Annotated in this window: 13 protein-coding genes; 11 read left to right on the forward strand and 2 right to left on the reverse strand. The window is 31.2% G+C overall.

The genetic code is table 11. From position 1 onward, the window contains the following. Nucleotides 1-8 precede the first annotated feature (8 nt). Complete coding sequence (parC, locus tag ACGHJ8_RS07030) at nucleotides 9-2,540, forward strand: DNA topoisomerase IV subunit A (protein ID WP_390539528.1); 2,532 nt, start codon at nucleotides 9-11, stop codon at nucleotides 2,538-2,540. A 2-nt stretch (nucleotides 2,541-2,542) separates the two neighbouring features. Here parC and sigK read toward each other — a convergent pair whose 3' ends face one another. After that, complete coding sequence (gene sigK / locus ACGHJ8_RS07035) at nucleotides 2,543-3,226, reverse strand: RNA polymerase sporulation sigma factor SigK (RefSeq protein ID WP_205088765.1); 684 nt, start codon at nucleotides 3,224-3,226, stop codon at nucleotides 2,543-2,545. 99 nt (nucleotides 3,227-3,325) lie between these two features. Between sigK and yqeH the strand changes: the two genes are divergently transcribed. From yqeH to ACGHJ8_RS07075, 8 genes are all read left to right on the forward strand, one after another. After that, nucleotides 3,326-4,426: a ribosome biogenesis GTPase YqeH gene (gene yqeH / locus ACGHJ8_RS07040; protein WP_390539532.1), complete on the forward strand. Its 1,101-nt coding sequence runs from the start codon at nucleotides 3,326-3,328 to the stop codon at nucleotides 4,424-4,426. Between the two features lie 11 nt (nucleotides 4,427-4,437). Further along, nucleotides 4,438-4,725, forward strand: coding sequence for a ribosome assembly RNA-binding protein YhbY (gene yhbY / locus ACGHJ8_RS07045; RefSeq protein ID WP_390539534.1), 288 nt, complete (start codon nucleotides 4,438-4,440; stop codon nucleotides 4,723-4,725). Then, entirely contained in the window at nucleotides 4,722-5,822 is a 1,101-nt protein-coding gene (locus ACGHJ8_RS07050; protein WP_390539536.1) for a nicotinate-nucleotide adenylyltransferase, read from the forward strand. Before yhbY ends, ACGHJ8_RS07050 begins: the two co-directional genes overlap by 4 nt. Then, nucleotides 5,823-6,170 (forward strand): ribosome silencing factor, encoded by a 348-nt coding sequence (gene rsfS, locus ACGHJ8_RS07055; RefSeq protein ID WP_087360041.1) that lies wholly within the window; start codon nucleotides 5,823-5,825, stop codon nucleotides 6,168-6,170. Further along, the gene (locus tag ACGHJ8_RS07060; RefSeq protein ID WP_211964611.1) at nucleotides 6,167-6,886 is read left to right on the forward strand and encodes a class I SAM-dependent methyltransferase; all 720 of its coding nucleotides are present in this window, start codon (nucleotides 6,167-6,169) and stop codon (nucleotides 6,884-6,886) included. Before rsfS ends, ACGHJ8_RS07060 begins: the two co-directional genes overlap by 4 nt. Beyond that, on the forward strand, nucleotides 6,883-7,578 hold the full coding sequence (locus tag ACGHJ8_RS07065) for a 5'-methylthioadenosine/adenosylhomocysteine nucleosidase (protein ID WP_390539539.1): 696 nt from the start codon (nucleotides 6,883-6,885) through the stop codon (nucleotides 7,576-7,578). Before ACGHJ8_RS07060 ends, ACGHJ8_RS07065 begins: the two co-directional genes overlap by 4 nt. A 33-nt stretch (nucleotides 7,579-7,611) precedes the next feature. Beyond that, nucleotides 7,612-9,936: a DUF3656 domain-containing protein gene (locus ACGHJ8_RS07070; protein WP_390539541.1), complete on the forward strand. Its 2,325-nt coding sequence runs from the start codon at nucleotides 7,612-7,614 to the stop codon at nucleotides 9,934-9,936. A gap of 104 nt (nucleotides 9,937-10,040) precedes the next feature. Beyond that, a complete protein-coding gene (locus tag ACGHJ8_RS07075; protein ID WP_087360053.1) occupies nucleotides 10,041-10,382 on the forward strand; it encodes a helix-turn-helix transcriptional regulator in 342 nt (113 codons plus the stop codon). Nucleotides 10,383-10,411: 29 nt separating this feature from the next. Here the strand turns inward: ACGHJ8_RS07075 and ACGHJ8_RS07080 are convergent, their stop codons facing one another. Then, nucleotides 10,412-10,957 carry a YfcE family phosphodiesterase gene (locus tag ACGHJ8_RS07080; RefSeq protein ID WP_390539543.1) on the reverse strand — a complete coding sequence of 182 codons (546 nt, stop codon included), beginning with the start codon at nucleotides 10,955-10,957 and terminating at the stop codon, nucleotides 10,412-10,414. A gap of 165 nt (nucleotides 10,958-11,122) precedes the next feature. On the opposite strand from ACGHJ8_RS07080, the gene ACGHJ8_RS07085 reads away from it, so the two are divergent. Together ACGHJ8_RS07085 and ACGHJ8_RS07090 are read left to right on the forward strand one after the other, a co-directional pair. Then, entirely contained in the window at nucleotides 11,123-11,437 is a 315-nt protein-coding gene (locus ACGHJ8_RS07085; RefSeq protein WP_087244016.1) for a PTS sugar transporter subunit IIB, read from the forward strand. An 83-nt stretch (nucleotides 11,438-11,520) separates the two neighbouring features. Further along, nucleotides 11,521-11,793 carry an ACT domain-containing protein gene (locus ACGHJ8_RS07090; protein ID WP_390539545.1) on the forward strand — a complete coding sequence of 91 codons (273 nt, stop codon included), beginning with the start codon at nucleotides 11,521-11,523 and terminating at the stop codon, nucleotides 11,791-11,793. Nucleotides 11,794-11,799 lie beyond the last annotated feature (6 nt).

Consider the following 11,799-nt stretch of genomic DNA (forward strand, 5'->3'; position numbering starts at 1 on the left):
GGTCTATCATGAAAGAAAAAATCATAACACAATCATTAGATGATATTATGGGTGATCGTTTTGGAAAATACTCTAAGTATATTATTCAAGATCGTGCATTACCCGATGTTAGAGATGGATTGAAACCAGTGCAACGTCGTATTCTTTATGCTATGTACAAAGATGGGAATACACATTTAAAACCTTATCGTAAATCAGCAAAAACAGTAGGGAATGTCATTGGTAATTATCATCCTCACGGAGATACTTCAGTCTATGAAGCCATGGTCCGTTTATCCCAAGAATGGAAAATGCGTATGCCATTGATTGATATGCAGGGAAATAATGGTTCGATTGATAATGATCCGGCTGCGGCCATGCGTTATACTGAAGCAAGGTTATCACCTATTGCATCTGAATTATTAAAAGATATTGATAAAGAAACAGTTCAAATGGCATTGAACTTTGATGATACGGAGTATGAACCAACTGTTTTACCGGCCAAATATCCTAATTTATTAGTCAATGGAGCAACGGGTATATCATCTGGATATGCGACTGATATTCCTCCACATAATTTAGAAGAAGTGATTGATGCTACGATTTATCGTATTTTACATCCTCATTGTTCTTTGGATGACTTGATGAAATTTATCAAAGGTCCGGATTTTCCAACAGGAGCTATTGTTGAAGGAATCAATGGTATAAGAAAAGCTTTTGAAACAGGAAAAGGAAAAGTTGTTGTTCGTTCTCAAACGAAAATCGTTGAAGAAAAAAACATGAATAAAATTGTGGTGACAGAGATTCCTTATGAAGTCAATAAAGCAGAATTGGTAAGAAAATTAGATGAAATACGTTTTCAAAAAAATATTGATGGCATTATAGAAGTCCGTGATGAGTCAGATCGTAATGGATTAAGTATTGTTATTGATTTGAAAAAGGATGTTGATGTACAAAATACATTAAATTATTTTTATAAGAATACAGATCTTCAAAAGAACTATAATTACAATATGGTTGCTATTAAAAACAAAAGACCTGTATGTATGGGAATTGTTGAAATTTTAGATGGTTATATTGATCATCAAATTGATGTTGTTACCAAACGTTCGTTGTTTGATTTAAAAAAAGCACAGGAACGTAAACATATTGTTGATGGATTAATCAAAGCCATTTCTATTTTAGATGATGTTGTCCATACCATTCGACATTCTCATGATAAACAAGATGCTAAAAAGAATCTTCAATTACAATATCATTTTACAGAAAAACAGGCTGAAGCCATTGTCATGTTACAGTTATATCGTTTAACGAATACCGATATTGTTTCTTTAGAAAAGGAAAAGCAGGAATTAGAAACGTTGATTCAAACATTGAATGATATTTTAAATAGTGATCAAGTTTTAAGAAAAGTCATTGTTGATGAATTAAAACAGATTAAAAAGCAATATCCATCACCTCGTTTAACACAAATTAAACATGAAGTTCAAGAAATTGTCATTGATGAAGAAGCAATGATTCTTCCAGAAGACATTTATGTATCAATCACTAGAGATGGCTATGTCAAAAGAATTTCTCAAAGATCTTATAAAGCCAGTGAAAATATTGCTTTTGGAAAGAAAGATGATGATGTGCTTTTGGACTTGCATTTTGCAAATACTTTGGATAAATTGCTGATTTTTACCGATAAAGGGAATTATTTATTTATTCCAATTCATAAATTAGAGGAATTTAAATGGAAAGAATTAGGAAAGCATATTAGTTATTTCATTAAAGTTTCTCCAGAAGAAAAAATGATTGGTTCTATTCTTGTGAAATCTTTTGCTTTACCATTGTATGTTCTTCTAACAACACGTTTAGGACAAATCAAACGTGTTTCATTAAAAGAATTTGAAGTTGCCCGTTATACAAAACCTTTAAAATGTATGAATTTGAAAAAAGATGATCAGTTACTTCAGGTTGCTTTAACTGATACCAATCAGGCGATTGTTCTGACATCATCTTTGGGATATGTTTCATTATATAGTGAAGATGAGATTTCTATTTTGGGATTAAAAGCTGCAGGAATCAAAGCCATGAATTTAAAAGATGATTATCTTGTAGCAATGAATACATTTGATCCACTTCATTCTTATTCTTATGTTTTAATCAGTGATCAACCGGGTATCAAACGTATGCGTATTTCGGATATACCAAGCTGTAATCGTGCGACAAAAGGAACATCTATTTTTAAATCTCCTAAAACGAATCCAATTCATGCTTTAGATGCTTTTGTATTAGATACTCAAGATCAATTGATTATTGAAAGTGAACAGAAAAAAGAAAATTTATACATCAAAGATTATTCTTTATCACAAATTGGACAAAAGCCAAGTGTAATTCAATCAATGAAAAATGAAACGATTATGCATGTTTATGATCGTCATTCTTTATCAACAGATTTATATATTTCTAATCAAGATAAAAAGGTTGAAAAATCTCAACCTTTAGAAACAACATCACAACAGGATAAACATTTTGAACCTATTTCTTTCGATGACTTATTTAAAGAAGATTTCTAAACTTATTGTGTATGCATATAGGCTTTTAAGAGTTTAATTAACGCGCGTTTTTCTAAACGTGATACATAGGAACGGGAAATATTCATATGTCTGGCAATTTCTTTTTGCGTATAAATACGATGATGATTAAGACCATAGCGATAGATGAGTATTTCTTGTTCACGTGGTGTTAGTAAAGAAAAGTAATCTTGGAGCTGCTGGAGCTGATCATTGGTTTGAATCTGATCAATCATATCTTTTTCTTTTGATGGAATAATATCCAGTAGCGTCATTTCTCCTCCATCTTTATCAACACCTAAAACTTCATTTAACGAAACATCTAAAGCTGTTTTTTTATGTTGACGCAAATGCATTAAGATTTCATTTTCTATACACTTTGCAGCATAAGTTCCCAGTTTTGTGGATTTTGTCGCATTATAGCTATCTACTGCTTTGATAAGTCCAATTGTGCCAATGCTGATGAGATCTTCCTGTAAGTCTTTTGCACTTTCGTATTTTTTAGCAATATGCGCAACAAGTCTTAGATTATGTTCGATGAGCTTATTTCTGGCATTCTGATCACCTTGAAAATATTTTTCTAATAATTCTTTTTCCTGTTGTTTTGTAAGAGCGGGTTTAAAAGCCTGTGTTTTAATAAAAGATACAAATAAAAATTGTTGTAATAATGCAAAAATAGCTGTAAACATAAGTCACCTCAAAATATTATATGAAATTTGTCGATGTTTATGTTTATCTCTTTTCATCAAAATAGAAATAGTATACAATAGTCAAGAAGGAAGGTATATATGAAAGAAATAAAAAGATGTTATGGATGTGGAGCCATTATTCAAAGTGAAAATGAAAAACATATTGGTTATGTTCCAAAAGATGCCACTACAAAAGATCATATTTTATGTAGACGTTGTTTTCAACTAAAAAACTATCATAAATTACAAACAACATCACTCACAAAAGATGATTTTTTAAATCTTTTAGATCATATTGGTGAAAAAGATCGTCTTGTCGTTTATATGATTGATCTATTTGATTTTGAAGGAAGTCGTATTCAAGGATTATTACGTCATATCGGTTATAATGATGTTCTGGTTCTTGCAAATAAACGTGATTTATTGCCAAAATCTGTTAAAGAGCGTAAGCTGGAACATTGGGTCAGAAGACGATTAAAAGAAGAAGGAATGAAGCCTGTAGATGTTATAGTAACGAGTGGTAAGAAAAATATGAACATGGATAAGATCTATGATGCCATGATGACTTATCGTAAGCAGCGTGATATTTATGTTGTAGGAGCAACTAATGTTGGCAAATCAACATTTATTAATGCTTTATTGAAACATTATGCTCAAGTAGAAGAACAAAATTTGATTACTGTTTCTGAATTTCCGGGAACAACGCTTGATTTTATAGAAATACCTTTGGATGAACAGACTTATCTTTATGATACACCCGGTATTGTAAATGAAAGTCAGATGACTCATTTTGTAGATCCAAAAATTTTAAAAAAGATAATTCCACAAAGTGAATTAAGACCTATTGGATTCCAATTACAAGAAAAACAGACGATTTATTTTGATGGATTAGGAAGAATTGATTATATCAGTGGGGGGCAGTCAAGTTTTATAACGTATTTTTCTCGTCAACTTAAGATTCATCGTACCAAAACAGTTAATGCAGATGCCTTATATGATCGTCATAAAACTTTTCAGTTTGAAATTGATGGAATGCAATCAATTCATGATATGAAAACATACGACTTTACTTTAAAGTCGGGAAAATGTGATATTGTCATTTCTGGTTTAGGATTTATAACCATTTCTTCTAAAGGTGGAAAAATAAAGGTTCATGTTCCACCACAGATTTCTGTCACAATAAGAGAAGCCATTATATAGGAGGGAAAATAATGCTAACAGGTAAACAAAAAAGATATTTAAGAGGAGAAGCTCATCACTTAAAGGCTATTTTTCAAGTCGGAAAAGATGGGGTTTCTGCAAATCAAATTAAAGGTATTCTTGAAGCATTAGAAGCTCAAGAACTCATAAAAGTAAAAATTTTAGATAATTGTCCAGAGAATGTACATCATGTGGCATTGGATTTAAGTATGCATACAAAGGCAGAAGTTGTTCAAATCATTGGCCGTACAATTGTTTTGTATAAACAAAGTGATGAAAGAATTTATCGTCTACCATGAAAAGAATAGGTCTATTCGGTGGGAGTTTTGATCCCATTCATCAAGCACATGTAGATGTTGCATTGTGTGCCATTGAACAGCTTCATTTGGATGAAGTACAATTCATTCCAACACGTCATAATCCATGGAAAAATAAAAGTCTTGCTAGTGCCAAAGAAAGAGTCGAGATGATTCGTATTGCTATCAAAAATCATCCTTTACTTTCTATAAATACAATTGAAATCGATAGTGAAGATGAGCAAAAAAATTATACCATTCATACAATTGAAAAATTAATTCAACAAAATCCTCAAGTACATTATTACTATATTATGGGAATGGATCAAGCCAATGCTTTTGATCAATGGAAAAAAGCAAAAAAAATATCTCAACTTGTTCAATTGATTGCTTTTCAAAGAGGAGGGTACAAGCCTGATTATTCTATATTAGATACATATCATTTCCAATTATTAAATAATCAGCCTGTTTATGCCTCAAGCAGTGATGTGAGAAATGGTCATATAGAAATGTTGGATCAAGACGTTTTAAGATATATATCATCTCAGGGATTATATTTAGATACAATGGTACGTTCAAGAATGAAAGAAAAACGCTGGAAACATACTTGCAGTGTTGCTAAACTGGCTAAAAAGATAGCCAAAGCAAATCAATTAAATCAAAAACAAGCTTATATTGCAGGAATAATGCATGATGTCGCCAAAGAGATGGATCAAAAAGAAGCTCAAAAAATAATGGAAAGCTATTTTCCAGAATATTTATCTAAACCTTATCCTATCTGGCACCAATGGCTATCACGTTATGTCAGTGAACATGAGTTTTTAATTGATGATCCTGTGGTATTAAAAGCCATTGAGGATCATACAACTGCTTCAGTTGGTATTTCACCAATTGGAAAATGTTTATATGTTGCTGATAAGCTCGATCCTTTAAGGGGATATGATTCTTCGCAACAAATTGAAACATGTCAAAAAGATATTCATCAAGGATTTAGAGATTCTTTAATTGATTTTTATGAATTTTCAAAGAGGAAAAATCGTGAAATAGATGATTGCTTTTATGAAATTTATGATTATTATGTCGTGAAAGGAGAAAAATAGATGACAAAATTAGAATGTGTGGTTAAAGCAATGGATGATAAACTTGCAACGCATATTACCGCAATTGATATGCGTGATGTCAGCCCAATGTTTGATACATTTGTTTTATGTACAGCCAGCAATGAAAGACTCATGCAGGCCATTACAGAAAATATTAAGGAAGAATGTGCAAAACATAACTTTGAGGTGAAAAGCATTGAAGGTTTAAGAAATTCTAAGTGGATTTTAATTGACTTAGGAGATATTGTTTGCCATATTTTTGAAGGTTCTGAAAGAGAAAGTTATAATTTAGAAAAACTATGGGGAGATATGCCACGTATCAATGTGGAAGGAATGTTAGCAAAATGAGTTATGAAAATTTTGCCTATTACTATGATAGTTTAATGGATGAGCAGTTTTATGAAGATTACTACCAGTTCATTTTGCAACATTGTCAATTTGATGAAGTTTTTGAATTAGGCTGTGGGACTGGCGAAATGGCTATTCGTTTGGCTAAAAGCAATAAAACGGTTTACGCTTCAGATATTTCCAGTGATATGTTAGAAGTTGCTAAACAAAAAGCAATAGAACAACAAGTCAACCTTGTTTTACAAAGAGTGGATATGTGTGATTTCACTTTATCTCGTCCTGTGGATTTAGTTTTATGTTTATGTGATTCTTTGAATTATTTGACTGATCCTCAACAGATGACTCAAACATTTTTGAATGTTTTTCAATCATTAGGAGATGGAGGAACATTTATTTTTGATGTCGATAGTCTTTATAAAATGGATGTTATTTTAAAAGATTATCATGAAAAGGAAGAAGATGAAGAATTTATTTTTGATTGGTCAGTTGAAAATATTTCAGAGGGTTATATTCATCATCATGTCTATATTGAAGATAAAAAAGAACATGATATTGTGGACGAAGATCATTATCAAAAGACTTATCCTGTATCACAATATCTTTATTGGCTTCATGAAGCCGGTTTTCAAAACATTGAATATTATAGTGATTTTACAACATATCATGATGATTGTGAAAGAATTATTTTTGTATGTCGAAAGGAGGAAGTTTCATGATTGGGATTATTGGTGCTATGGAAGAAGAAGTTGAAGCAATCTTAGCTTTGATGGAGATCAATAAAAAAGAAATGAATCATGGTTATACTTTCTATGAAGGAACAATGGCAAAAAAAGACATTGTGCTTGTTCAAGGGGGTATTGGTAAAGTCAATGCATCTATTTCAACAACTTTATTATTAACACAATATCCTATTGATTTCGTGATTAATATTGGTTCGGCTGGAGGACTTTCATTAAATCAAAATGTCGGTGATGTCGTCATTTCAACGGGTGTTTTACATCATGATGTTGATGTCACTGCTTTTGGACGTCAACGTGGAGAAGTACCAGGTATGCCATGTGTTTTCCAGCCAGATGCAGTGGCTTTAAAACAAGTTGAAGCTATTTTACAAGATTCAAAGCAACCATATCATCTTGGTTTGATTGTTTCTGGAGATCAGTTTATATGTCGTGAAGATCAGGTCTTACAAATTTTAGATTTTTTTCCAGACGCTGTCTGTGCTGAGATGGAAGCAGCTTCGATTGCTCAGGTATGCTATGTTTTTGATATTCCTTTCATTATCACAAGATCTTTAAGTGATATTTATAGAAAAGGAGAAAATCATATTCAGTTTGATGAATATCTTAAACATGCAAGTCAATCTTCTGCGAAGATGTGTTATCGTCTTGTTTCTACATTATCGCAATAACAAACGTTATTGCTTTTTTATTGGAGGATCATTATGAAAAAAATTGAATTATTAGCTCCCGCTGGAGATCGAGAATCATTTATTGCTGCCTTGCAAAATGGAGCAGATGCGATTTACTTAGGTGGAACATTATTTAGTGCCAGAGCCAATGCAAAAAATTTTAATGATGAAGATTTGCAATGGGCTGTTTCATATGCTCATTTATATGGAGTTAAAGTTTATGTCACAATAAATACATTATATAAAGATAAAGAAATGAATGCTTTGACATCTTATGTGACAAAATTATATGAGCTGCAAGTTGATGCTTTAATTGTTCAAGATATTGGTTTATTTGATTTGATTCGCACATTGTATCCAGATTTTGAAATTCATATCAGTACTCAAGCATCTGTGATGAATAGCTATGGAACACGTTATTTTGAAGAAAATGGCGCTCATCGTGTTGTTCTAGCACGTGAAAACACTTTAGAAGAAATACAAAACATATGTCGTCAGACAAACTTGGAAATCGAAGTCTTTGTACATGGAGCAATGTGTGTCTGTTATTCTGGACAATGTTTAATGAGTAGTATGATTGGTAAACGTAGTGGAAACAGAGGTCAATGTGCTCAGCCATGTCGTTTACAATATCAATTACTTAAAGATGGTCAATCCTTACCAGAAAAACATCCATATTTATTATCACCTAAAGATATCATGACCATTGAATATTTAGGTGAACTCATTGAAGCAGGAGTATCTTCTTTAAAAATAGAAGGGCGAATGAAAAGACCAGAGTATGTCGCAAGTGTGACAAGAGCTTATCGAGAGGCTATAGATGCCTATTATCAAAATAAAAAAATAGATTTTCAACCTTATATTCAAGACATGTCGGCGATGTTTAATCGTAATTATACATCTGGATACTTACATCATGATTTAGAAATTGTTGATGGAGATTATCCTGGTCATAAAGGTTATATCATTGGAGAAGTTGTATATTATCATAAAAAACAAAAGCGAGTTGGTATTCGTTTAACACAACCACTTTTACAGGGTGATAGTATTGTTTTTGAAGATATTGATAAAGGACGCCCAGTTAACAAGATTTATCATAAGCATAAACTGGTCAAAACAGGTCAGCCTCAAGATATCATAGAAATAGAATTTGATTATTATGTAGATCATGGCCTAGTGAGAAAAACATTGGATAAACAAGTTGTTGAAAGAATGCAAAAAACATATCAGATACCAACAAGAAAAATTGAAATTGATATGTCTTTTGAAGCAAAAATAGGAAAAAAAGCAAAATTAAAAATTCAAAAAGAAGATCATAGTGTGATTGTCGAATCTAGCCAAGATGTTGAAATAGCACATCAAACACCACTAGATGATAATCGTATAGCACAGCAATTATCAAAACTAGGATCGACACCATTTATCATCAACAACCTGTATATTGATTGTGATGAAAAAATATCTATGCCTATTAAAGACATTAATGAAATGCGAAGAAAAGCCTGTGAGCAACTCATAGAGAAACTTTCTCATCAAAAGATTCATCATCAGATAATACATGATATTCCACAACTTACAATTCATCAATCATTATTTCACTCTCAACTCTATGTTTGTGTGCATTCCCTTCAACAATTAGAAGCTGTTCTTCAATATCCTGTTGAAGTTATTATTTATCCTTATCAAAAGGATATTGAAATGGCTTATCAGATGTGTTTGAAATATCATAAAAAGATGGTGATGATGACATCACCAGTTATCAAAGATGATGAAATAAAAGATATTCTTCATTCTAAAATCTATAATGATATACAAACAATTTTAGTTAATGATTATGGAACTTATAGAGCCTTTCAAAAGAAAGAGTTAATCATTGGTCATGGTTTAAATATTCATAATTCCTATGCTGCTCATCATTATCATGAATTATTTTTAATATCTTTAGAAATGTCTGCTCAAGAAATCAAAAACTTAAAAACTGATTTATCAAAATGTATTGTTCAAGTCTTTGGAAAGACAACAAATATGATTAGTGATTATTGTCCAATTTCACAGTATTATTTTGGTTATCAAAATAAACATTGTCAAATGTGTCAACAAGGACATTTTGCATTAAAAGATCGTAAAAAAGAAGTGTTTGACATTATGGTTGATGAACATTGTCGTATGCATCTATTAAATGCTCATACATTGTTTTATGATCAATGGAAGCAATTACCAGTAGGAGGCTATTTGATTAACTTGACTCATGAAGATTCACAAAAGGTTCAAATTATCATGGAACATTTTATCTTTCAGTCATCTCCAGACAAGATTCGACAAATAGCAAAATTAACTTCAGGTTATTTTAAAGAATAATGTTTAAATATCGATATTTATGTCTTTCATAAAAATATTTTTTTCATAATCTAAATTGCTATCGTTATTTATTCATGATATAATAAAATTATGGAGGTGAATTTATGGCAATAGATATGGATTTGGCAAAAAGATTGAAAGTCTATCGTAATTTTAAACACCTGACTCAAAAAGAAGTGGCTTCACATTTAAATGTTCCTCATTCTGCTATTTCAGATATAGAAAATGGAAAAAGAGATGTCACTGTTAGTGAATTGAAAATACTTTCTCATCTCTATGGACGAAGTGTTGAAGAAATTATGAGTGGTAAAAAATACGATTATTATAATATTGCAAATATTGCCCGTTTACTCACTGAACTACCAGATGAAGATTTAAAAGAGGTTATGTTTATTATTGAGTATAAGCGTAAAAGAGTAGAAGAAAAAAATAAAAATCATCAATAAAAAGAAATTAGTCAAAAGCTAATTTCTTTTTATTTCAATAATTGTTTAAATTCTTCTAATAATTCCATGCCTTCATCGAGAATATCTTGTTGACATAAGGCATCAGTGATACAATGATGGAATTCTACATGGATATCCTTACCATTGACATCAATCAAAGCATATGTTCCATATCCATAGCTTCCTCGATTCATCATTAAGCTTCCGGGATTGACAAATGTAATATCCTGATGTTTTTGAATCGTTGGTACATGAGTATGTCCATGAAGACATAAATAACAGTTTTCTTCTTGACAAAGGTGAATTAACTGCTCATATCCATAATATACCCCATAATAATGTCCGTGAGTGACACATATATGCTGGAATGTCTGATAAATAGGGAAGGGGGCATCATCATGATTGCCTTTGACAACGACATCAAATTTTTGAATATATGAATCATTGAGAGGCAGTGAAGAATCACCACAATGAATCATATAATCGACTTTTGTCATGTAATGATTAACAACTCTTTGCAAATGGTCAGCATACAAATGACTGTCACTAACAACTAATAATTTCACTTCGATCATCTCTTTCTTTATGATTATTTTAGCATATTCTTTTTATAAATACATATTTATATTGATAAAATCAAGCGATTTTCTGAAATAGAAATTTTTTGCTCGTAAGTGTTTACAATTCGTATAAAAATTGTTACAATATATATTGTAATAATAAGAAAGGGAGTAAGAAATATGAAAACTATTTTATTAGTATGTTCTGCAGGAATGTCTACAAGTTTATTAGTTACAAAAATGGAAGCTGCTGCTAAAGATGCTGGTGTAGAATGCAAAATCTTTGCATTACCATTCTCTGATGCACCAAGAGTATTAGAAGAAGTTGACTGCATCTTACTTGGACCTCAAGTTAGATTCCAAAAAGCTGCTATTGAAAAATTAGCTGCTGGAAGAAAAGCTGGACCTATCCCTGTAGATGTCATCGATATGAGAGATTATGGAACAATGAACGGTAAAGCCGTATTTGAAAAAGCTTTATCTTTATTAAAATAATCCCTTAAAGGAGCATATGCTCCTTTTTTTCTTTCTTTTTTATGGAGAGTTTGCTATAATGTTTAAAATTAGGAGGATGAAAAATGGAAAAAGCAATTATAACAGTTGTAGGAAAAGATCAAGTGGGGATTATTGCTCAAGTTTGTCAGTCTTTGGCACTAACAAATATCAATATTTTAGATATTTCACAAACAATATTAGATGGTTATTTTAATATGATGATGATTGTAGATATGTCTTCTTCAAAAGAACCCTTTGCAAATGTTAGTGAACAATTAGAAAAATTAGGAGAGAATATTGGGGTTTATATTAAATTACAGCATGAAGATATTTTTAATAAGATGCATAGAATTTAAGGAGGC

This window comes from Massiliimicrobium timonense (assembly GCF_042850985.1).
Taxonomy (GTDB): Bacteria; Bacillota_I; Bacilli_A; order Erysipelotrichales; family Coprobacillaceae; genus Allocoprobacillus.

What these genes read in the sequence shown, in the direction of transcription:
- parC (WP_390539528.1), top strand. Translation starts at nt 9, where the DNA reads ATGAAAGAAAAAATCATAACACAATCATTAGATGATATTATGGGTGAT.
- sigK (WP_205088765.1), bottom strand. Translation starts at nt 3,226, where the DNA reads ATGTTTACAGCTATTTTTGCATTATTACAACAATTTTTATTTGTATCT.
- yqeH (WP_390539532.1), top strand. Translation starts at nt 3,326, where the DNA reads ATGAAAGAAATAAAAAGATGTTATGGATGTGGAGCCATTATTCAAAGT.
- yhbY (WP_390539534.1), top strand. Translation starts at nt 4,438, where the DNA reads ATGCTAACAGGTAAACAAAAAAGATATTTAAGAGGAGAAGCTCATCAC.
- ACGHJ8_RS07050 (WP_390539536.1), top strand. Translation starts at nt 4,722, where the DNA reads ATGAAAAGAATAGGTCTATTCGGTGGGAGTTTTGATCCCATTCATCAA.
- rsfS (WP_087360041.1), top strand. Translation starts at nt 5,823, where the DNA reads ATGACAAAATTAGAATGTGTGGTTAAAGCAATGGATGATAAACTTGCA.
- ACGHJ8_RS07060 (WP_211964611.1), top strand. Translation starts at nt 6,167, where the DNA reads ATGAGTTATGAAAATTTTGCCTATTACTATGATAGTTTAATGGATGAG.
- ACGHJ8_RS07065 (WP_390539539.1), top strand. Translation starts at nt 6,883, where the DNA reads ATGATTGGGATTATTGGTGCTATGGAAGAAGAAGTTGAAGCAATCTTA.
- ACGHJ8_RS07070 (WP_390539541.1), top strand. Translation starts at nt 7,612, where the DNA reads ATGAAAAAAATTGAATTATTAGCTCCCGCTGGAGATCGAGAATCATTT.
- ACGHJ8_RS07075 (WP_087360053.1), top strand. Translation starts at nt 10,041, where the DNA reads ATGGCAATAGATATGGATTTGGCAAAAAGATTGAAAGTCTATCGTAAT.
- ACGHJ8_RS07080 (WP_390539543.1), bottom strand. Translation starts at nt 10,957, where the DNA reads ATGATCGAAGTGAAATTATTAGTTGTTAGTGACAGTCATTTGTATGCT.
- ACGHJ8_RS07085 (WP_087244016.1), top strand. Translation starts at nt 11,123, where the DNA reads ATGAAAACTATTTTATTAGTATGTTCTGCAGGAATGTCTACAAGTTTA.
- ACGHJ8_RS07090 (WP_390539545.1), top strand. Translation starts at nt 11,521, where the DNA reads ATGGAAAAAGCAATTATAACAGTTGTAGGAAAAGATCAAGTGGGGATT.